The organism is Halomonas gemina (genome assembly GCF_023554995.1).
GTDB lineage: Bacteria > Pseudomonadota > Gammaproteobacteria > Pseudomonadales > Halomonadaceae > Halomonas > Halomonas gemina.
On the sequence record NZ_JAMJPK010000006.1, the window covers coordinates 127,717 to 146,617 of the forward strand.

The following is an 18,901-nucleotide window of genomic DNA, read 5'->3' on the forward strand; positions in this document are numbered from 1 at the left end:
CGCTGGTGGCTGATCCATGGGCGAACAGTATACACGCTCTCCCCGGGGGGTCGTCTGCCCCGGCCGGCCCGCGGACAAGGTGCATGCCATTCATCCATGGCGCCCAGCATTTTCATCCTCGCTCATGCCGGCTGTGGTAAGCTATCGGCCCTGTTTCGAGCCTGCCCTTGGGCCCCAGGCTCTTCAGCATCTTCACGACACATGCATGCGGCGCGCGCCGACGAAGGGGTTGAATCGACCATGGCCAAAACGTCCCTGGACAAGAGCAAGATCAAGATCCTGCTGCTCGAGGGCGTCCACCAGAGTGCGGTGGACAACCTACTCAATGCCGGTTACACCAACATCGAGCACCTGCCGACCTCGCTGGACGAGGCGACGCTGATCGAGAAGATCCGCGACGTCCACTTCATCGGCATCCGCTCGCGTACCCAGCTCAACGATCGCGTCTTCGACGCGGCAGAGAAGCTGGTGGCGGTGGGCTGCTTCTGCATCGGGACCAACCAGGTGGACCTCGATGCCGCCCTGGTGCGTGGCATCCCGGTCTTCAACGCCCCCTTCTCCAACACCCGTTCGGTGGCCGAGCTGGTGCTGGCCGAGGCCATCATGCTGCTGCGCGGCATCCCCGAGAAGAGCGCGCGCGCCCACCAGGGCGGCTGGCTGAAGTCAGCGAAGAACGCCCACGAGGCGCGCGGCAAGACGCTGGGCATCATCGGCTATGGCAGCATCGGCTCGCAGCTCTCGGTGCTCGCCGAGTCGCTGGGCTTCGACGTCATCTACTACGACGTGGTAACCAAGCTGGCGATGGGCAATGCCCGCCAGGTGGCCAGCCTCGAGGAGCTGCTGGCCCGCGCCGACGTGGTCAGCCTGCACGTACCGGACCTGCCCTCCACCCGCTGGATGATCGGCGAGCCCGAGATCGCCCTGATGAAGCCGGGTAGCATCCTGATCAACGCCTCCCGCGGCAGCGTGGTGGTGATCGAGGCCCTGGCCGAGGCGCTGAGGGCCGGCCGCTTGAACGGCGCCGCCATCGACGTCTTCCCGGTGGAGCCCAAGGGCAACGAGGAGGAGTTCGAGAGCCCGCTGCGCGGCCTGGCCAACGTCATCCTTACTCCGCACATCGGCGGCTCCACCCTCGAGGCCCAGGAGAACATCGGCATCGAGGTCTCCGAGAAGCTGGTCACCTACTCCGACAACGGCACCACCGTCAGCTCGGTCAATTTCCCCGAGGTGGCCCTGCCGGCCCACCCCGGCAAGCACCGCCTGCTGCATATCCACGAGAACGTGCCCGGGGTCCTCTCCGAGATCAACCGCGTGCTCTCCGAGAACGACATCAACATCCTTGGCCAGTACCTGCAGACCAACGAGCGCATCGGCTACGTGGTCATCGACGTGGACAAGGCCTACGGCGCGCGAGCGCTGGAGGCCCTGCGCCAGGTGAAGCATACCCTGCGCGTACGGGTGCTCTACTCGGAGAGCAGCTACGCCGGCTGAGCCCCGCCCCTCCTTCGGCAGACCAAAGCCGCCGCGTCGATGACGCGGCGGCTTTTTCATGGTTCTACCACGACTTGACAGATCACACTTCCCCTATCACTTTGTACACAATCCATGCCGCTCATTGACTGATACTGAAAGTACACACATGAAGCCGACTTCACAGACCCTATGGATCCGGGCCCCCCGCGCCTGCAGCGATGCGCGTGCCGCCGGCGGCGTGGTGATCCGCGACTCGCACATCGTCGAGGCCGTGCCGGCCAGCGGCGCCCCCGAGACGCCGATCGACACGACCTTCGACGCCTCGGCGCACGTGCTGCTGCCAGGGCTGGTGAATACCCACCATCACTTCTACCAGACCCTGACCCGGGCCTACTCGCCGGCCCTGAACAAGGAGCTCTTTCCCTGGCTGACGACCCTCTATGACGTCTGGGCCCGCCTCACCGAGCGCCAGCTGGCACTCGCCAGCGAACTCGCCATGGTCGAGCTGCTGATGTCCGGCTGCACCACCGTGGCCGACCATCACTACGTCTTCTCCGGCGCGCTGGAGAACGCCATCGATGTCCAGGTGGAGACCGCCCGCCGCCTCGGCGTGCGGGCCGCCCTCACCCGGGGGTCGATGAGCGTCGGCCGCGACGACGGCGGCCTGCCGCCCCAGTCGGTGGTGCAGGACGAGGCCACCATCCTCGACGAGAGCGCCCGGCTCATCGACGCCCACCACCAGCGCGGCGACGGCGCCATGACCACCATCGCCCTGGCGCCCTGCTCACCCTTCTCGGTAAGCCGCGAGCTGATGCAGGAGAGCGCCCGCCTGGCCGAGGAGAAGGACGTCCGCCTGCACACCCACCTGGCGGAGACCGAGGACGAGACGGCCTACTGCCAGCGGCTGTTCGGCATGCGCCCGCTGGACTACCTGGAGGCCACCGGCTGGCTGGGCCCGCGTACCTGGCTGGCCCACGGCATCCACTTCAATGACCAGGAAGTCGCTCGCTTGGGGCAAGCCGGCACCGGCATCGCCCACTGCCCGTCGTCGAACATGGTGCTGGGCTCGGGGCTGTGCCGCACCCTGGAGCTCGAGGCCGCCGGCTGCCCGGTGGGCCTGGCGGTGGACGGCTCGGCCTCCAACGACCACTCCAACCTGGCCGAGGAGATGCGCCAGGCCCTGCTGCTGGGCCGGCTGCGCTACTCGCCGAGCCGGGTAACCCATGACGACGTGATCCGCTGGGCCACCCGCGGCTCGGCGGCCTGCCTGGGGCGCAGCGACATCGGCGGGCTGGCACCCGGCCAGCAGGCCGACCTGGCGCTGTTCCGGCTCGACGAGGCGCGCTTCTCGGGTGCCGAGAACCCGGTCGCCGCCCTGCTGCTGTGCGGGGCCCACCGCGCCGACCGGGTGATGGTCGCCGGTCGCTGGCGTCTGATCGATGGCCGGCCACGGGACCTCGACCTCGACGCCCTGCTGGCCGCGCATGACCGAGCCGCCCGGGAGCTGCGCGGGTCGCGCTGATTCCCTTCCCGTTTCCAGCCCTGTTCTACCACGTCCAACAACGACAACAGGAGACACCCCATGACCACCGAGTCCCGCGCCGAAGCGACGGAGCACCGCGTGCGCAGCACCCAGGACGTCGATGCCATGCCACCCCTGGGGCGCGCCATCCCTCTGGGGTTGCAGCACGTGCTGGCGATGTTCGTCGGCAACGTCACCGTGCCCATCATCATCGCCGGGGCGGCGGACCTTTCCGCCGAGCAGACCACCTTCATGATCCAGGCCGCCATGTTCGTGGCCGGGGTGGCCACCCTGGTGCAGTCCCTGGGGCTCGGCCCGATCGGCGCCCGCCTGCCCATCGTCATGGGCACCAGCTTCGGCTTCGTGCCGGTGCTGATCCCCATCGCCGTGGGCATGGGGCTGCCGGCGGCACTGGGCGCTGCCCTCTGCGGCGGGGTCGCCATGGCCCTGGTGGGGCTCTTCCTGCCCTGGTTCCGCTTCCTCTTCCCGCCGGTGGTCACCGGCACCTTCGTGATCATGCTGGGCACCCTGCTGATGCCGGTGGGCCTGGCCTATGTCGGCGGCGGCTTCGGGGCCGAGGACTTCGGGGCCTCGCACCACCTGCTGCTGGCGGGACTGGTGCTGGTCATCACCCTGGGGCTGCACCAGTTCGGCCGCGGCATCTGGTCGGAGGCGGCCCCGCTGCTCGGCCTGCTGGCCGGCTACGCCACGGCCACCGCCTTCGGCCTGGTGGACTTCTCCGCCATCGGTGGCGCCGCCTGGATCTCGCTGCCCACCCCGCTGGCCATCGGCCTGGAGTTCCACTGGGCCGCGGTGCTGCCGGTGGTGCTGCTGGCCGTGGTGACCTGCGCCGAGTCGATCGGCGACATCGCCGGCACCACCGCCGGGGGTCTGGACCGCGCCCCGACCCCCAAGGAGCTCTCCGGCGGGGTGATGGCCGACGGCCTGGCCAGCGTCTTCGCCGCCATCTTCAACGCCTTCCCCCAGATCAGCTTCAGCCAGAACGTCGGCATGGTGGCGCTGACCGGCGTGGTCAGCCGCTACGTGGTGGCCATCGGCGGCGCCTTCCTGGTCATCGCCGGCCTGCTGCCCAAGCTCGGCGCCATCGTCTCCAGCATCCCCAACGCGGTGCTCGGCGGTGCGGTGGTGATCATGTTCGGCATGATCGCCAGCGCCGGCATCAAGATGCTCTCCCATATCGACTTCAACAAGCGCAACATGGTGATCATCGGCGTCTCGCTGTCGGCGGCCATCGGCCTGCCGGCCCAGGAGGGGCTCTACGCCAACCTCTCCGACAACCTCCAGGCGATCATCGAGTCGGGGCTGATTCCCGGCGCGCTCTGCGCCATCGTCCTCAATCTGATCCTGCCCCGCGAGGAGCGCCCCTTCCGCAGCGACGTCTGAGCTGACCCGAGCCCGCCCCGCCGCCTCGAGGAGGTGGCGGTGTTTCGCGTTCGGGGTATCAGAAGCAGGTCTCGAGGACCTCGACCACCGCCAGCGATGCGTCGACCCGGCACAGGCGTCGCCACTTGTCGAAGGTCAGGCAGGGATGGGAGATGCCGAAGGCGACGATGTCGCCCACGCGCACGTCGCTCGCCGTCTCGGGCAGGCCCACGAAGGCGTGCTGGTCCATGAGCTTCTCCACCCGCCAGCCTTCGACCGACAAGGTCCGGTCCGCCATCCCGCCTTCGCGATAGCGGCGCAGCGCCCGCGGCAGGCGGTCGCCGCCGACATCGCGACGCCCCATGGCGACGATGGCAAGCCCCGGCTCGGGCAACGACTGCACCTGGGCGAAGACCTCCAGGGCCGGGCGCAGCCCCTCGCCGAGGGCGGGCCGACGCCCCAGCACCCGGGCCTGGGCCTCGCCGTAGAGCCCGTGGTCGTGGGTCACGTAGCAGCCGGGGCGCATCACCCGGCGGACCTGGCCGTCCAGCCCGGCATCGCGGAAGGCCTCGGCGACGATGTCGTGCCAGGCGGAACCGGAGGCAGTGACCAGCGGCCGCGCCACCGCCAGCCGGCCGGCCCGCTGCAGGGCGGTGAGGGTGTCCACCAGGTCGGCCGCATAGGCCGCCACCGCTGCCTCCGGGGAGGCCCCCGCCTCGGCCTGGACCAGGCCCTCGTAGCCCTCCACGCCGGAGAGCTCAAGGCCGGCCGTCGCGTCGACCACGGCGGCCAGCGCCAGCACCTCCTCGCGGCTGCGACAGCCGCAGCGCCCGCCCGGAACGCCCCGCTCGATCAGCACCGGCAGGCGCAGGCCACGCCCGGCGAAGAAGGCGTCTAGCTCGCGGGCGTTGTCGGCGGAGTCCACCAGGCACCAGAGCTCGGCGCCGGCCTCGAGCAGCTCCGCCACGATGGCCATGTTGGCCCGCCCCACCAGCTGGTTGGCCAGCAGCAGGCGCGTCACGCCATGGGCGAAGGCGGCCCGGCACTGGGGGGCGGTGGCCAGAGTGATCGCCCAGGCGCCGCTTTCCCGCTGGCGGCGAAAGAGCGCCGGGGCCATGGTGGTCTTGCCGTGGGGTGCCAGCAGGGCGCCATGGGCATCACAGAAGGCCTGCATCCAGCCCAAGTTGTGGGCCAGCGATGCCTCGTGCAGCACCGCCGCCGGCAGGCTCACGTCCGCCAGCAGGCGGGGGCCGGTCTCGGGCAGCCCCTTGTGCTCGGCGCGTGCGGTGGCCGCCGGGAAGGCGGCGGACTCGGGGGAAACATCGCTCATGGGCACTCCTCGCCAGGGACCATCTTTGGTCGCAAGCCTAACGAAAGCGCTGCCCGGGACGCTAGGCTGGGGGCTCTTCCTTCCACCGGAGTTCCCACGATGCAGGATGACAGCCCCCTGGTCCGCCGCCACGATCTCGACGGCGTGACCACCCTGACGCTGAACCGGCCGAAGCAGTTCAACGCCCTCTCCGAGGAGATGCTCGAGGCCCTGGGTGGCGAGCTCGACCGCGTGACCGATGACATGCACGTGCGTTGCGTGGTGATCGCCGCCGAGGGCCGCGCCTTCTGTGCCGGTCACGACTTAAAGCAGATGCGTGCCACCCCCGACGAGGCCTACTACCAGCAACTCTTCGCGCGCTGCGGGGCCGTGATGCAGGCCATCGTCGAGCTGCCGGTGCCGGTGATCGCCCGGGTGCAGGGCATCGCCACGGCGGCGGGCTGCCAGCTGGTGGCCAGCTGTGACCTGGCCGTGGCGGCGCGCTCGGCGCGCTTCGCCGTCTCGGGCATCAACGCCGGGCTGTTCTGCTCCACGCCGGCGGTGGCGCTGTCGCGCAACGTGGCCCGCAAGCGGGCCATGGAGATGCTCTTCACCGGCGAGTTTATCGACGCCGACACCGCCCGCGACTGGGGGCTGGTCAACCGGGTCGCCGACGACGAGGCCCTCGACGAGACGCTGGGTGCGCTCACCTCAAGCATCTGCGCCAAGAGCGCGGTGGCGGTGCGCACCGGCAAGGCGATGTTCCAGCGCCAGCTGCGCATGCCGCTGGACGAGGCCTACGCCTTCGCCGGTGAGGTGATGGCACGAAACATGACGGCCGAGGATGCCGGCGAAGGGATCGACGCCTTCATCGAGAAGCGCCCACCCGAGTGGCGACACCGCTGAGGTCATGCACAACGCTGGATGGAAGCCATTTCCGCAACCGCGACAACGCCCGCCCGAGACGGTATCCTGTGGCCTCGAGAGAATGCGGCAGGAGGACGATCCGGGTGACCGAAGGCAAGCGCAGAACGGCGGGACGACCCGCGGGGTCGGGCAAGAGTACCAGCGGCCACAGCCAGTCGCTGGTCCGCGGACTTAACCTGCTCGAGCGCCTGGCGGCCAGCCCCGGCGGCCTGGCCCTCTCCGAGGTGGCCGAGCAGGCGGACCTCGCCCCCTCCACCACCCACCGGCTGCTGCAGGCCCTGCAGAGCCAGGGCTTCGTCGCCCAGGACAGCGAACTGGGTGTGTGGAAGATCGACGTCAAGACCTTCCGCATCGGCAACAGCTTCCTCGAGGCCCGCGACTTCGTCGGTACCAGTCGCCCCTTCCTGCGCCGCCTCACCGCCCAGACCGGCGAGACGGCCAACCTCGGCGTGCGTGACGACGGCACGGCGGTCTTCCTGGCCCAGAGCGAGTCGCCGCAGATGATGCGCATGATCACCCGGCTCGGCTCCCGGGCGCCGCTGCACGCCTCGGGCGTCGGCAAGGCGCTGATGGCCTGGCTGCCGGACGACGAGCTCCAGCGCATCCTCGACGCGCGGGGCCTGGCGCGCGTCACCGAGAACACCCTGCACACCCCCGCATCGCTGCGCGAGGGGCTGGCCGAGATCCGCCGTCAGGGCTTCGCCTGCGACCGGGAGGAGCACGCCATCGGCCTGCAGTGCGTGGCCGCCTGCATCCACGACGAGCATGGCACTCCGCTGGCCGCCATCTCGGTCTCCGGCCCCAAGGCGCGCATCCCTGAGCAGCGGCTGGCCGAGCTAGGCGCGCTGGTGCGCGACACCGCCACCGAGATCACTGCGCGGCTGGGGGGCAAGGTCCCGGCGGCCTGACCGCTGCCCTGCACCTGACCCACACGACAGAGCCCGGCCATGGCCGGGCGCTGTCGTGTGGAGGTTGGCGTCGAGGGCCGGCCTAGCCGATCCGCTCCAGCTGCCGCTCGAGCTTGCCCATGGCATTGAGCAGGTCACGGTACTCACCCGCACTCAGGGTCGCCACGAGCTCCGCCTCCCAGTCCTGGGCCTCCGGAATCAGGCGCGAGAGCAGCGCTGCCCCCTCGGGGGTCAGGTGCAGGTCATGCACCCGCTGGTCCCTTGCGGAGGGCGTCCGGGTCACCAGGCCACGATCGACCAGCGCCTGCACCGCCCGGGAGACCCGCGCCTTGTCCATATTGGTGTAGGTGCAGACCTTCTTGGCGGTCAGGTCATCGCAGTGGCTGAGCCAGGCCAGCACCCGCCACTGGGCCACGTTGAGGTCGTAGCGCTGTGCGTACATGCGTTCCAGCTCGTCGCTGATGCGGTCGGCCAGCCGGTTGAGCCGATAGGGCAGGAACTGGTTGAGGTCCAGTCGTCCGGGTCCCTGCTGCGCTACTCGTGGATGCTCCTCGCCTGACGACATCCCACCTTCCTCCTGGTCTGGGGAACTACCTTGATGCACAGGCAGATAGTTGCATATGAAACCATCCCGGTCTAGCATCGAGGAATTGGTTTCATGTGAAACTGCATCTCGGAGCACAATGACAATGACCGCCCCCCTCCTCTACCAGAACGGCTTTCGCAACCACTTCGCCACCGAGGCCCTGCCCGGTGCACTCCCCGAGGGTCAGAACTCCCCGCAGAAGTGTGCCTACGGGCTCTATGCCGAACAGCTGACCGGCTCGGCCTTCACGGCACCACGCCACCAGAACCTGCGCAGCTGGCTCTATCGCATCCGCCCGTCCGTGGTGCAGAGCGCCTACCAGCCGCTGGAGAACCGCCAGGTCCATACCTCGCCGCTTGACAAGCCCGCCGCCGACCCCAACCAGATGCGCTGGGATCCGGCACCGCTGCCCAATGAGCCCACCGATTTCATTGATGGCCTGCTGACCATCGCCGTCAACGGCGATGCCGGCGCCCAGACCGGTGTCGGGGTGCATGTCTACACGCTCAACCAGGACATGACCGAGCGCTTCTTCTACAGCGCCGATGGCGAGATGCTGTTCGTACCCCAGCTCGGCGCACTGCGGCTGCGCACCGAGTTTGGCGAGATCGAGATAGACAACGGCGAGATCGCCGTGATCCCCCGCGGCGTGAAGTTTCAGGTGTGTCGCGCCGCCGGCGTCGATGCCGCCCGCGGCTATATCTGCGAGAACTACGGCAGCCCGATGGAGCTGCCCGGCCTGGGTCCCATCGGCGCCAACGGCCTGGCCAACCCGCGCGATTTCCAGAGCCCCCTAGCCACCTACGAGGATGTGGAAGGCGACTTCTCCCTGGTGGCCAAGTTCTCCGGTCGCTTCTGGGAGACGCGCCTGAACCACTCACCGCTGGACGTGGTGGCCTGGCACGGCAACTACGCGCCCTACAAGTACGACCTGGCCAACTTCAACACCATCAACACGGTCAGCTTCGATCACCCCGACCCGTCGATCTTCACCGTGCTGACCTCGGCTTCCGACACGCCGGGGATGGCCAACCTGGACTTCGTGGTCTTCCCGCCGCGCTGGATGGTGGCCGAGAACACCTTTCGTCCGCCCTGGTTCCACCGCAACCTGATGAGCGAGTTCATGGGGCTGGTCCATGGCGAGTACGATGCCAAGGCCGAGGGCTTCCTGCCCGGCGGCGCCAGCCTGCACAACTGCATGTCGCCCCACGGCCCCGATGCCGAGACCTTCGACAAGGCCTCCAACGCCGAGCTCAAGCCGCAATATCTTGGTGATACCCTGGCCTTCATGTTCGAGAGCCGTTACGTCTACCACCCCACCGAGGCGGCGCTGGCCACGGACTTCCGCCAGCGCGACTACGTGGATGTCTGGTCGACCCTGCGCTCCAACTTCACCCCGGACAAGACCTGACCCACACCCATAATGCGCGGGGCTCAGGCAGCCCCACCCCTGATGAAAAGGACCGAATTCGAATGAAACTGGCAACGCTGAAGAAAGGCCGTGACGGCGAACTGATCCTCGTCTCTCGCGACCTCTCCCGCGCGGTAAGTGCGGCCGACATCGCCCCGACTCTCCAGCAGGCCATCGAGGCCTGGGACGCCGTAAGCCCGAAGCTCGAGGCACGCTACGCCGAGCTCAACGACGACAAGGCCGAGGGTGCCTTCGACCTCGACCAGAGCGCCCTGCACTCTCCCCTGCCGCGCACCTACCACTGGGCCGATGGCTCCGCCTACCTGAACCACGTCAAGCTGGTACGCCAGGCGCGTAATGCCGAGATGCCCGAGACCTTCTGGACCGACCCGCTGATGTACCAGGGCGGCGGCGACAAGTTCCTCGCCCCCACCGAGGATATCGAGGCGATCAGCGAGGAGCACGGCATCGACTTCGAGGGCGAGATCGCCGTGGTCACCGACGATGTGCCCATGGCGGTCACGCCCGAACAGGCGGCCAAGCACATCAAGCTGGTGATGCTGGTCAACGACGTCAGCCTGCGCGGCCTGATCCCCGGCGAACTCGCCAAGGGCTTCGGCTTCTTCCAGGCCAAGCCGGCATCAAGCTTCTCGCCCATCGCGGTGACACCGGACGAGTTGGGTGACGCCTGGCAGGAGGGCAAGGTACACCTGCCGCTGACCGTGCACCTCAACGGCGAGAAGTTCGGTGAGCCCGAGGCCGGTCCCGACATGATCTTCGGCTTCCCGCAGCTCATCGCCCACGCCGCCCGCACCCGCTATCTGGGCGCCGGTGCCATCGTCGGGTCCGGCACCGTCTCCAACCCGGATCCTGACGGCGGCCCCGGTAAGCCGATCAGCGAGGGTGGAGTGGGCTACAGCTGCCTGGCCGAGGTACGCATGGTGGAGAAGATCTTGCACGGCGACAGCAAGACGCCGTTTATGCGCTTCGGCGACCGGGTCCGTATCGAGATGTTCGACCGTGAGGGCAAGAGCATCTTCGGCACCATCGACCAGCAGGTCGTGAAATACGAGCCCAAGTAAGTCAGCGGAGACGCAACGATGACCACGCTCTACGGTTACTACCGTTCGTCGGCCGCGTACCGGGTTCGCATCGCCCTGAACCTCAAGGGCCTGGACTACGAGCAGGCCCCGGTCAACCTGGTCAAGGGCGAACAGCGCCTAGATGCGAATCTCGCCCGCAATCCCCAGGGACTGGTGCCTAGCCTGGTGACAGACCATGGCCTGGTGCTCAACCAATCGCTGGCGATCTGCGAATACCTCGACGAACGCCATCCCGAGCCGCCCCTGCTGCCGGCGGATGCCGAGGGGCGTGCCCGGGTGCGCTCGCTCGCCCAGCTGGTGGCCTGCGAGATTCACCCGCTCAACAATCTGCGAGTGCTCAAGTACCTGGTGGGCGAGCTCGGCCTCGACGACGAGGCCAAGCTCAGCTGGTACCGCCACTGGATCGCCGAAGGCTTCGCCGCCCTGGAAACCCAGCTCTCCCGGGAAGCCGGCAGCGGTGACTTCTGCCACGGCGACACGCCGAGCCTGGCGGATATCTGTCTTATCCCTCAGGTCTATAACGCCGAGCGCTTCGCGTGTGACCTGTCGCACTACCCGACGATACGACGCATCGCCGCCAACTGTCGTGCACTGCCGGCCTTCTCCCAGGCCGCGCCGGAGGCGCAACCCGACGCCCGCTGAGAATATACCGGGATATGATGCCGAGCATGACCCGGCGCGCGAGAGTCGGACGTGCACTGTTTCGACCGTGAAGCCCTCCCCCCGGAGGGTTACACTAGCGCCCGTCCCCCAGCCACCAGCCGAGGCCTGTGATGAGTTCCCACCTGCTCTCCATCGACTCCCTGTCCCGCGACGACATCGACCACCTGATGCGCGTCGCCGCACGAATGGAGCCCATCGCCCAGCGGCGCAAGATCACCCGGGTGCTGGAAGGGGCCGTGCTCGGCAACCTCTTCTTCGAGGCCAGCACCCGCACCCGGGTCAGCTTCCATGCCGCCTTCTCGCGGCTCGGCGGCAGCGTCTGCGACACCACCGGCTTCACCTTCTCCTCCATGGCCAAGGGCGAGTCGCTCTACGATACCAGCCGGGTGATGAGCGGCTACTGCGACGCCATCGTCATGCGCCACCCGGACCAGGGCTCGGTGGCGGAGTTCGCCGCCGCGACGAATGTGCCGGTGATCAACGCCGGTGACGGCCCCGGCGAGCATCCCAGCCAGGCGCTGCTGGACTTCTACACCATCGACAAGGAGTTCGCCCTCCAGGGCAAGGCGCTCAGGGACGCCCACGTGCTGATGACCGGCGACCTGAAGTACGGCCGCACCGTGCACTCCCTGATCAAGCTGCTGTCGCGCTACGCCCCGATGCGCATCACCCTGGTGGCGCCGCCCGGCCTCGAGATGCCGAACCACCTGATAGAGCGGGTCAGCCGCCAGGGGCTCAGCGTGGAGGTCCGCGAGAGCCTGGCCGGCGACTTCTCCGACGTGGACGTGGTCTACACCACCCGCATCCAGAAGGAGCGCTTCACCGCCGAGATGAGCGAGGGCTTCAACCTCTCCCGGGACTTCACCGTGGATCGCGCCTTCCTGGACAGCCGCTGCAACGCCTCCACCATTGTCATGCACCCGCTGCCCCGCGACAGCCGCCCCGAGGCCAACGACCTGGACGTGGACCTCAACGGCGACCCGCGCCTGGCGATCTTCCGCCAGACCGACAACGGCATCCCGGTACGCATGGCGATCTTCGCCACCCTGCTCGGGGTCGAGGAACTCATCGACAAGGACCTGCGCGACGTGCCCTGGTTCGTTCCCGACCGCCTGGGCGTTGACGACGCCTCCTTCTGAACGGCCTGCAGGTCGCGCCAGTTCACCTATGCTGGTGGGGAACGACAATCCGCGTCGCCGCGCATGGCGACCAGGCCTGGAGGCGCAACACCGATGAATCTGAAGCGTGCGTACCTGCTGCTGTGTGGCTTCTACACCCTGCTGATCCTGATCGGCGTCATCGCCCTGCTGAGTGGCGGGGGGTCGCTTACCGCCATGATCCAGTTGGGCGTGGGGGCAGTGGTGGTGATCGGGCTGTGGGGCTACTTCCTGGAGAGGGGATTCATGAATCCGCGGATGTGGCGCCCCCTGGCGGGGCTGCTGGCGCTGGGCATCGTCGTGCAGCTGGTCGCGGTGTTCACGGCGCATCTCTCCGGCGCGGCGATGACCTGGACCCTCACGACCGCCATCTTCTCGGTGCTGCCGATGATCTTCCTGTATCGCTACGGCGACCGTGACCAGCCCCTCTGGGCCTCGCCCGAGGAGCGCGAGGGGGGCAAGGTGCTGGGGGAGCTGCTCGAGGGGCAGCGCGAGCTGCTGGTCGAGAAGCGGGCCGAGGACAGCCAGGCGACCGTCAGGGTACGCAAGGCCGGTGACGCCTACCTGGCGAGCGTCGAGCGGGAACGGGAAGGAGAGGTGGAGGCCTTCGAGGAGCGCTTCCGCTGCCCGGCGACCCTGGCGTTCTTCATCGAGAAGTTCACCTGCATCTCGGTGGGCGACTTCGCCCGGAAGTACCGCGACGGCGGCACCAGCCCGGCCTGATCAGCGCGGCGGCAGGCCCTCGCGCCGGGCGAAAAAGCCCTCCAGGATCAGCACCGCGGCGATGCCGTCGACCCCCTGGTCGCGATAGTTGCCGCGGTGGCCGGCTTCACGGGCGATCGACTTGGCCTCGCGGGTGGAGCCGCGCTCGTCGACCATCTCGCAGGGGATGCCGTAGCGGCCGTAGAGGCGCTTGCCGAACTTGCGTGCCCGGGTGCTCATGACCGACTCGCTGCCGTCCATGTTGAGCGGCAGCCCCACCACGAAGAGGTCGGGGCGCCACTCGTCCACCAGCCGCGCCACCTGCGCCCAGTCGGGGATGCCGTCCCGGGCCGGCAGCGGCTCGAGCTCCCGGGCGCTGGCGAGCAGCTCGTTGCCCACCGCCACGCCGATGCGCCGGGTGCCAAAGTCGAAGACCAGGATCAGTCGCGAACCGGCGTCGGCCATCACGCCGGCTCCGTCATCGCGAGCCGTCCCCTCATCACGCGCCGACCCTTGATCAAGAGTGGCCCGCCTCGCGGGTCATCAGGTTCAGGTCGATGCCCAGGATCCCCGCGGCGGCGCCCAGGCGCTGCTCGGGCGGCACCGTGAAGAGGATGTCGGCACGTCCCTCCACCGTGAGCCAGGCGTTCTCCTTGAGCTCGGCCTCCAGCTGGCCCGACTCCCAGCCGGCACAGCCCAGGCAGACCAGGAACTGCTCGGGCCCCTTGCCATCCGCCAGCGCCTGGAGGATGTCCATCGAGGTGGTCAGGGCGATCTCATCGGCGACCTGGATGCTGGAATCCCAGGCGTCGCTGGACCCGCGATGCAGGATGAAGCCGCGATCCTTGTGGGTCGGGCCGCCATAGTAGACCGGCGCCTGGCGATGGGGACTCTCGTCGCCGCCCAGCTCGAGCTGCTCGAAGAGGGCGTCCAGGGTCAGCTCAAGGGGCCGGTTGACGATCACGCCCATGGTGCCGTTCTCGTCATGGTCGCAGAGGTAGCTGAGGCTGCCGGCGAAATTGGGGTCTTCCAGGTGCGGCATCGCCAGCAGGAAGTGGTTTTTCAAGCCGAAGTGTTGCACGGATTGCATGAGACTCCCCGGCGGACCTATTGCACGCCGTAATGATTGCCTTGGCCGAACCGCCAGACCCGAGTGATGGACAGGCTGTCCAGGTTGCCCATGCCCCGGTCGAAGGGGCGATAGGGCGCGGCACCGTGCACCGTGTCCAGGGCCGCCTGGTCGAGTTCGGCATGTCCCGAGGATTGTACCACCTCTGCCCGGCGAACCTGACCGTCGCGGCCGATCACCACCCGGATGCGCAGCTGCCCCTCCAGGTGACGCGGCGCCGGGTGCACCCGGTTGCCGTAATCCTCGACCCGGCGGGTCCAGTCGTCGATGTAGCGCGCCTCGGCGGCCTGCTGGGCGGCCTGGCGCCCCTCGCCCGGCTGCTCGCCGGCGAACTCCGACGAGAGGCCCTGCTCGCGGATGCTGGAGGTAGCCTGGGCGAGCAGGTCGCGCCCCGAGGCGGAGGGAGCCGAGGCGGTGGGCGGTGCCGAGGTCTCGGCCGACTGGGGGGCACTGTCGCGAGGCTCGGGGGTTGCCTGGGCCTCGCGGGGGCGCTCGGCCGCCGGGGGCTCGGGCGCCTCGCTGGCGCGCTCGGGCTCGGGGCGGGCGGCACTCTCGGGCTCGGCCGGGGTGGCCGGGTCCACCTCGGGCTCGGCCGCCTGCAGCTCGGGGAGCTCGTCCATGGGCGCGGCCCGGGCCTCCGCCGGGGCCTGCTCCTGGGGGGTACCCGCCGCACGCTGGTCGGCCTCGGCGATGGCCGCGGCCTCCACGGCCTCCGGCGACGGCCGGCTCACCAGCACCACGTCGATGCTGGAGCGCTCGACGGGCGCCGGCGCGAACTGGCGGCTGGCCACCACCCCGATGACCACCAGGTGCAGCAGCAGCGCCAGCGACCAGGCCAGCCAGTGCCGGTACGGCCGGGTCACCGGGGCATACTGGATGGGGTCGCTGAGGGGGCTGCTCATGGGCCGCAGGCCTCCCGGATCAGCGCCGCTCGACGAGACGCCGCTGGATGGCGTCCATCAGGGTACCGGCGATATCGGTACCGCGCTGGTCGTCGATCTCGCGCACGCAGGTAGGGCTCGTGACATTTATCTCGGTGATGTAGTCGCCGATCACGTCGAGGCCGACGAACATCAAGCCCTTCTCGCGGATCGTCGGCTGGACCTGCTCGATCAGCCAGTGGTCGCGGGCGGTGAGCTCGCGACTGACGCCCGTGCCGCCGGCGGCCAGGTTGCCGCGGGTCTCGCCGGCCATGGGCACCCGCGCCAGGCCGAAGGGGATCGGCTCGCCGTCCACCAGCAGGATGCGAGTATCGCCCTCGCTTATCTCTGGGATGTAGCGCTGGGCCATGATCTGGCGCCTGCCACGCTCGCTCAGCATCTCGATGATGGCGCCCAGGTTGCGGCCCTCGGGGCGCACGTGGAAGATTCCGGTGCCGCCCATGCCGTCCAGCGGCTTGAAGATCACGTCGCCGTGCTCGGCGTGGAAGTCGCGCAGCACGGCCTCGTTGCAGGAGACCAGGGTCGGTGTACAGCAGTGGGGAAACTGCTGGGCGAAGAGCTTCTCGTTGCACTCCAGCAGTGCCTGGGTGGGGTTTACCACCAGCACCCCCTCGCGCTCGGCGAAGCCCAGCAGGTAGACGGCGTTGAGGAAGTAGCCATCGACCGGCGGGTCCTTGCGCATCAGGATCACGTCGAGCTCGGCCAGGGGCGCCACCTCGGGCTCGCCCAGGTCGAACCAGTGGCCTGGGTCGCGATGCACTTCCAGCGCGCGCATCCGGCCGAAGGCGCGCCCCTCGCGCAGGAAGAGGTCCTCCTGCTCGAGGTAGTACAGCGGCCAGCCGCGGTCCCTGGCGGCCCACAGCATGGCCAGGCTGGTGTCCTTCTTGTAGGTGAGATCGGCGATGGGGTCCATCACCACGCCGATCTTCAGCGCGCGTTCGCTCATGGCGTCGGGTTTCCGGTCGGAGAGTGAATGCGGTCAGTATGCCGCAGGGCCGGCGAGCGCACCAAGTTGCCAGGCCAGTAACAACAAGGCTACTCCCCGCCCGGCACCAGACGGATCCCGCCGGGCTCCAGGGTGATCAACTGGCGCTTGTAGAGGCGGCCGATGGCCTGCTTGAAGGCGTTCTTGCTCACCCCCAGCCGCGCCTTGATCTCCGCCGGGTCGCTCTTGTCGCTCAGTCGCAGGTAGCCACCGCTCTCGCGCAGGGCCTTGAGCACACGCTCGCCGACCACGTCCAGCCGCGCTTCCCCCGGCGGAAGCAGCGAGAGGTCCAGGCGGCCGTCGTCACGCAGGCGCTTGACGTAGCCGGTGAGGCGCTGGCCGCGACGCAGCGGCCGGTTCGCGTCGTCGCGGAAGAGCAGGCCCCAGAAGCGGTGGTTCACCACCGCCTTGACCCCCAGGTCGGTCGCCTCGGCGATCACCAGCGACACCTCGTCGCCCGCTTGCAGGCCCACGGCCTCGTCGGCGATGAAGCGTTCGAGCTTCTGGGAGGCCACCGGCCGGCCCTGCTGGTCCTCGTAGATCATCACCAGCACCCGCTTGCCCACGCTGGGACGGAAGCGCTGCTCGCCGTAGGGCAGCAGCAGGTCACGGGGGTGGCCCCAGTCGAGGAAGGCGCCGGTATCATTGACGGTCACCACCTCCAGGTAGGCCACGTCGCCGACTGCCGCCCTGGGGGCACGATAGTTGCGGGTGCCGGCCGGGCGAGGCGAGGGGGATGTCCGTGGGTGACGGTCTCGGGAATCGGGCATGGGGAGCTCCGGTGAGGGGAGAGGCGCAAGGCGTCGGGGATGCGTCGGCGCTCACAGATCCCCGAAGCGGGATTGCAAAAGCGACAGCGCCACCACCGGCGCGGTCTCGGTGCGCAGGATACGCGGACCGAGGGAGAGGGGGACGAAGTCGCCGGCCAGGGCCGCCTCGACCTCGGCCTCGGAGAGCCCACCCTCCGGCCCGATCAGCAGAGCGGCGGTGGCAGGCGCCTCCCGCTGTGCCAGGGCCCCGGCGGTGCCGGGATGCAGCACCAGGCGAAGCGCCTCGTGGCGACCCGCCAGCCAGTCGACCAGGCCCGCGGGGGGATACACGGGCGGCAGGGTCGCGCGACCGCACTGCTCGCAGGCGCTGGCCGCCACAGCCTGCCAGTGGGCGAGCTTCTTCGCCTCGCGCTCGCCCCTGAGGCGCACGTCGCCGTGCTCGGTGTAGAGCGGGGTGATCGCCGCCACGCCGAGCTCGACCGCCTTCTGGATGGCGTAGTCCATGCGGTCGCCCTTGGAGATCGCCTGTCCCAGGTGCACCGCGAGCGGCGACTCGCCGCTACCGGGGGCCACGGCCTCGATACGCGCTACTACCCGCTTGCGAGAGGCCTCGGTGATCACCGCCCTGGCCTCCAGGCCGGCGCCGTCGAAGAGCCGCAGCGACGCGCCCTCGGCCAGGCGCAGCACCCGGGCCACATGGCGAGCCGGCCCCTCGGGCAGAACGACGTTGCCGCCGACGGCAAGGTCGGCGGCAACGTGGATGCGCGGGGCCTTCACTCGCAGGGCGCTCACTGGCATTGGCCGCTCACCCTTACTGGGTCGCCTGCTCGCCCGACTGCTGGGCCTGTTCGGCCTCGCGCTTCTTCTTCTGGGCGTAGATCGCCTCGAAGTTGACCGGCGCCAGCATCAGCGGCGGGAAGCCGCCCCGGTTGACCAGGTTGTCGATGCACTCGCGGGCATAGGGGAAGAGCATGTTGGGGCAGAAGGCGCCCAGGGTGTGGTCGAGCTGCTGCCCCTCGATGCCGCTGATACGGAACAGGCCGGCCTGCTCGATCTCGGCCAGGAAGGAGGTGGTGCCTTCCTCGCTGTGGGTGACCTGGGCGGTGACCTTGACGACCACCTCGTAGAGGCCTTCCCCGACCTGGCGGCTGGTGGTGTTCAGGTCCAGGCCGACCTTGGGCTTGAACGGCTGCTGGAAGACCGTCGGCGAGTTGGGGGCCTCGAAGGAGATGTCCTTGACGTAGATGCGCTGCAGGGCGAACTGCAGCTGGGGCTTGTCCTGCTGGCCGGCCGCCTGGCCGTTGGCGCCGGCGTTCTGGTTGTTCTCTTCCGCCATGGGAAAGGTCCTTTGATTCGATGAACGAAATTTACTTCTTGACGACCGGCAGGCCATCGGCCTGCCACTGGGCCATGCCGCCCTTGAGCTTGAGCACCCGCTCGAAGCCTGCCTTGGTCAGCTTGGCCTGGGCGACGCCGGCGCTCTGGCCATGCTTGCAGGCGACGATGATCGGCTTGCCCTTGAACTTCTCGAGTTCGCGCATGCGATCGTCGAGCTTGCTCTGGGGGATGTTGCGCGCCCCGGCGATGTGGCCCGCCTTGAATTCGCCGGCCTCGCGCAGGTCCAGCACCACGGCGTCCTCGCGATTGACCAGCTGGGTCGCCTCGCCGGAGGTCACGCCTCCGCTGCTGCTGTTGCGGACCTCGTAGGCGATCCAGGCGGTCAATACCAGCAGGAAGGCCCCCACCAGCAGCGGGTGATTCTGCACGAATTCGAACAGCTGATCGATCATGGGTTCGGCTAACTCTTTTCTCGGGTGCACGGTGAACGGGGCCGGCCAGTCGCGGCGGCACCCAGTATACATGAAGCCAGGTCATGACGCGGCCCGCGGGGCCGGTCAAATGACGTCCGGCGGTGCCCTGCGATATGATGCC

At 68.8% G+C, this 18,901-nt stretch carries 20 protein-coding genes; 10 read left to right on the top strand and 10 right to left on the bottom strand.

Translation table 11 applies throughout. The annotated features are described in order from the left end of the window. The first annotated feature begins 240 nt into the window (after positions 1-240). From serA to M8009_RS13970, 3 genes are all read left to right on the top strand, one after another. The gene (serA, locus tag M8009_RS13960; protein WP_250062216.1) at positions 241-1,491 is read left to right on the top strand and encodes a phosphoglycerate dehydrogenase; all 1,251 of its coding nucleotides are present in this window, start codon (positions 241-243) and stop codon (positions 1,489-1,491) included. A gap of 148 nt (positions 1,492-1,639) precedes the next feature. Further along, on the top strand, positions 1,640-2,995 hold the full coding sequence (locus M8009_RS13965) for an 8-oxoguanine deaminase (protein WP_250062218.1): 1,356 nt from the start codon (positions 1,640-1,642) through the stop codon (positions 2,993-2,995). 60 nt (positions 2,996-3,055) lie between these two features. Beyond that, positions 3,056-4,399 (top strand): uracil-xanthine permease family protein, encoded by a 1,344-nt coding sequence (locus M8009_RS13970; RefSeq protein ID WP_250062220.1) that lies wholly within the window; start codon positions 3,056-3,058, stop codon positions 4,397-4,399. 58 nt (positions 4,400-4,457) lie between these two features. On the opposite strand, the gene M8009_RS13975 is transcribed toward M8009_RS13970, so the two are convergent. Next, the gene (locus M8009_RS13975) at positions 4,458-5,708 is read right to left on the bottom strand and encodes an amino acid deaminase (RefSeq protein ID WP_250062222.1); all 1,251 of its coding nucleotides are present in this window, start codon (positions 5,706-5,708) and stop codon (positions 4,458-4,460) included. Between the two features lie 99 nt (positions 5,709-5,807). Here M8009_RS13975 and M8009_RS13980 point away from each other — a divergent pair, with 99 nt between their 5' ends. Continuing rightward, the gene (locus M8009_RS13980; protein ID WP_250062224.1) at positions 5,808-6,593 is read left to right on the top strand and encodes an enoyl-CoA hydratase; all 786 of its coding nucleotides are present in this window, start codon (positions 5,808-5,810) and stop codon (positions 6,591-6,593) included. 104 nt (positions 6,594-6,697) lie between these two features. Beyond that, entirely contained in the window at positions 6,698-7,522 is an 825-nt protein-coding gene (bhcR, locus tag M8009_RS13985) for an HTH-type transcriptional regulator BhcR (protein ID WP_250062226.1), read from the top strand. Between the two features lie 82 nt (positions 7,523-7,604). On the opposite strand, the gene M8009_RS13990 is transcribed toward bhcR, so the two are convergent. After that, positions 7,605-8,087 (bottom strand): MarR family winged helix-turn-helix transcriptional regulator, encoded by a 483-nt coding sequence (locus M8009_RS13990; protein ID WP_250062228.1) that lies wholly within the window; start codon positions 8,085-8,087, stop codon positions 7,605-7,607. Positions 8,088-8,211: 124 nt separating this feature from the next. Between M8009_RS13990 and hmgA the strand changes: the two genes are divergently transcribed. The 5 genes from hmgA (at position 8,212) to M8009_RS14015 (ending at position 13,165) form a co-directional block, all read left to right on the top strand. Then, positions 8,212-9,519 (top strand): homogentisate 1,2-dioxygenase, encoded by a 1,308-nt coding sequence (gene hmgA, locus M8009_RS13995; protein ID WP_250062230.1) that lies wholly within the window; start codon positions 8,212-8,214, stop codon positions 9,517-9,519. A 62-nt stretch (positions 9,520-9,581) separates the two neighbouring features. Then, positions 9,582-10,601: a fumarylacetoacetate hydrolase family protein gene (locus M8009_RS14000; protein ID WP_250062232.1), complete on the top strand. Its 1,020-nt coding sequence runs from the start codon at positions 9,582-9,584 to the stop codon at positions 10,599-10,601. An 18-nt stretch (positions 10,602-10,619) separates the two neighbouring features. Continuing rightward, positions 10,620-11,264 (top strand): maleylacetoacetate isomerase, encoded by a 645-nt coding sequence (gene maiA, locus M8009_RS14005; RefSeq protein WP_250062234.1) that lies wholly within the window; start codon positions 10,620-10,622, stop codon positions 11,262-11,264. Between the two features lie 131 nt (positions 11,265-11,395). Next, positions 11,396-12,424 (top strand): aspartate carbamoyltransferase, encoded by a 1,029-nt coding sequence (gene pyrB, locus M8009_RS14010; RefSeq protein WP_250062235.1) that lies wholly within the window; start codon positions 11,396-11,398, stop codon positions 12,422-12,424. 93 nt (positions 12,425-12,517) lie between these two features. Further along, on the top strand, positions 12,518-13,165 hold the full coding sequence (locus M8009_RS14015; RefSeq protein WP_250062237.1) for a hypothetical protein: 648 nt from the start codon (positions 12,518-12,520) through the stop codon (positions 13,163-13,165). On the opposite strand, the gene ruvX is transcribed toward M8009_RS14015, so the two are convergent. The 8 genes from ruvX to M8009_RS14055 form a co-directional block, all read right to left on the bottom strand. Further along, the gene (ruvX, locus tag M8009_RS14020; protein ID WP_250062239.1) at positions 13,166-13,609 is read right to left on the bottom strand and encodes a Holliday junction resolvase RuvX; all 444 of its coding nucleotides are present in this window, start codon (positions 13,607-13,609) and stop codon (positions 13,166-13,168) included. A 52-nt stretch (positions 13,610-13,661) separates the two neighbouring features. Beyond that, the gene (locus tag M8009_RS14025; protein WP_250062241.1) at positions 13,662-14,234 is read right to left on the bottom strand and encodes a YqgE/AlgH family protein; all 573 of its coding nucleotides are present in this window, start codon (positions 14,232-14,234) and stop codon (positions 13,662-13,664) included. Positions 14,235-14,251: 17 nt separating this feature from the next. Next, complete coding sequence (locus M8009_RS14030) at positions 14,252-15,175, bottom strand: energy transducer TonB (RefSeq protein ID WP_250062243.1); 924 nt, start codon at positions 15,173-15,175, stop codon at positions 14,252-14,254. Positions 15,176-15,194: 19 nt separating this feature from the next. Further along, positions 15,195-16,160 (bottom strand): glutathione synthase, encoded by a 966-nt coding sequence (gshB, locus tag M8009_RS14035; protein WP_250062253.1) that lies wholly within the window; start codon positions 16,158-16,160, stop codon positions 15,195-15,197. An 89-nt stretch (positions 16,161-16,249) separates the two neighbouring features. Continuing rightward, positions 16,250-16,969: a CvfB family protein gene (locus tag M8009_RS14040; RefSeq protein ID WP_250062255.1), complete on the bottom strand. Its 720-nt coding sequence runs from the start codon at positions 16,967-16,969 to the stop codon at positions 16,250-16,252. A 51-nt stretch (positions 16,970-17,020) separates the two neighbouring features. Continuing rightward, the gene (locus tag M8009_RS14045; protein ID WP_250062257.1) at positions 17,021-17,767 is read right to left on the bottom strand and encodes a 16S rRNA (uracil(1498)-N(3))-methyltransferase; all 747 of its coding nucleotides are present in this window, start codon (positions 17,765-17,767) and stop codon (positions 17,021-17,023) included. Positions 17,768-17,780: 13 nt separating this feature from the next. Continuing rightward, complete coding sequence (gene secB / locus M8009_RS14050) at positions 17,781-18,305, bottom strand: protein-export chaperone SecB (protein WP_106231121.1); 525 nt, start codon at positions 18,303-18,305, stop codon at positions 17,781-17,783. A 31-nt stretch (positions 18,306-18,336) separates the two neighbouring features. Continuing rightward, positions 18,337-18,759 carry a rhodanese-like domain-containing protein gene (locus M8009_RS14055; RefSeq protein ID WP_250062259.1) on the bottom strand — a complete coding sequence of 141 codons (423 nt, stop codon included), beginning with the start codon at positions 18,757-18,759 and terminating at the stop codon, positions 18,337-18,339. Positions 18,760-18,901: the final 142 nt, after the last annotated feature.

Bases quoted from the DNA above. Each gene is read 5' to 3' on its own strand.
- serA (WP_250062216.1), top strand. From the start codon at position 241: ATGGCCAAAACGTCCCTGGACAAGAGCAAGATCAAGATCCTGCTGCTC.
- M8009_RS13965 (WP_250062218.1), top strand. From the start codon at position 1,640: ATGAAGCCGACTTCACAGACCCTATGGATCCGGGCCCCCCGCGCCTGC.
- M8009_RS13970 (WP_250062220.1), top strand. From the start codon at position 3,056: ATGACCACCGAGTCCCGCGCCGAAGCGACGGAGCACCGCGTGCGCAGC.
- M8009_RS13975 (WP_250062222.1), bottom strand. From the start codon at position 5,708: ATGAGCGATGTTTCCCCCGAGTCCGCCGCCTTCCCGGCGGCCACCGCA.
- M8009_RS13980 (WP_250062224.1), top strand. From the start codon at position 5,808: ATGCAGGATGACAGCCCCCTGGTCCGCCGCCACGATCTCGACGGCGTG.
- M8009_RS13990 (WP_250062228.1), bottom strand. From the start codon at position 8,087: ATGTCGTCAGGCGAGGAGCATCCACGAGTAGCGCAGCAGGGACCCGGA.
- hmgA (WP_250062230.1), top strand. From the start codon at position 8,212: ATGACCGCCCCCCTCCTCTACCAGAACGGCTTTCGCAACCACTTCGCC.
- M8009_RS14000 (WP_250062232.1), top strand. From the start codon at position 9,582: ATGAAACTGGCAACGCTGAAGAAAGGCCGTGACGGCGAACTGATCCTC.
- maiA (WP_250062234.1), top strand. From the start codon at position 10,620: ATGACCACGCTCTACGGTTACTACCGTTCGTCGGCCGCGTACCGGGTT.
- pyrB (WP_250062235.1), top strand. From the start codon at position 11,396: ATGAGTTCCCACCTGCTCTCCATCGACTCCCTGTCCCGCGACGACATC.
- M8009_RS14015 (WP_250062237.1), top strand. From the start codon at position 12,518: ATGAATCTGAAGCGTGCGTACCTGCTGCTGTGTGGCTTCTACACCCTG.
- ruvX (WP_250062239.1), bottom strand. From the start codon at position 13,609: ATGGCCGACGCCGGTTCGCGACTGATCCTGGTCTTCGACTTTGGCACC.
- M8009_RS14025 (WP_250062241.1), bottom strand. From the start codon at position 14,234: ATGCAATCCGTGCAACACTTCGGCTTGAAAAACCACTTCCTGCTGGCG.
- M8009_RS14030 (WP_250062243.1), bottom strand. From the start codon at position 15,175: ATGAGCAGCCCCCTCAGCGACCCCATCCAGTATGCCCCGGTGACCCGG.
- gshB (WP_250062253.1), bottom strand. From the start codon at position 16,160: ATGAGCGAACGCGCGCTGAAGATCGGCGTGGTGATGGACCCCATCGCC.
- M8009_RS14040 (WP_250062255.1), bottom strand. From the start codon at position 16,969: ATGCCCGATTCCCGAGACCGTCACCCACGGACATCCCCCTCGCCTCGC.
- M8009_RS14045 (WP_250062257.1), bottom strand. From the start codon at position 17,767: ATGCCAGTGAGCGCCCTGCGAGTGAAGGCCCCGCGCATCCACGTTGCC.
- secB (WP_106231121.1), bottom strand. From the start codon at position 18,305: ATGGCGGAAGAGAACAACCAGAACGCCGGCGCCAACGGCCAGGCGGCC.
- M8009_RS14055 (WP_250062259.1), bottom strand. From the start codon at position 18,759: ATGATCGATCAGCTGTTCGAATTCGTGCAGAATCACCCGCTGCTGGTG.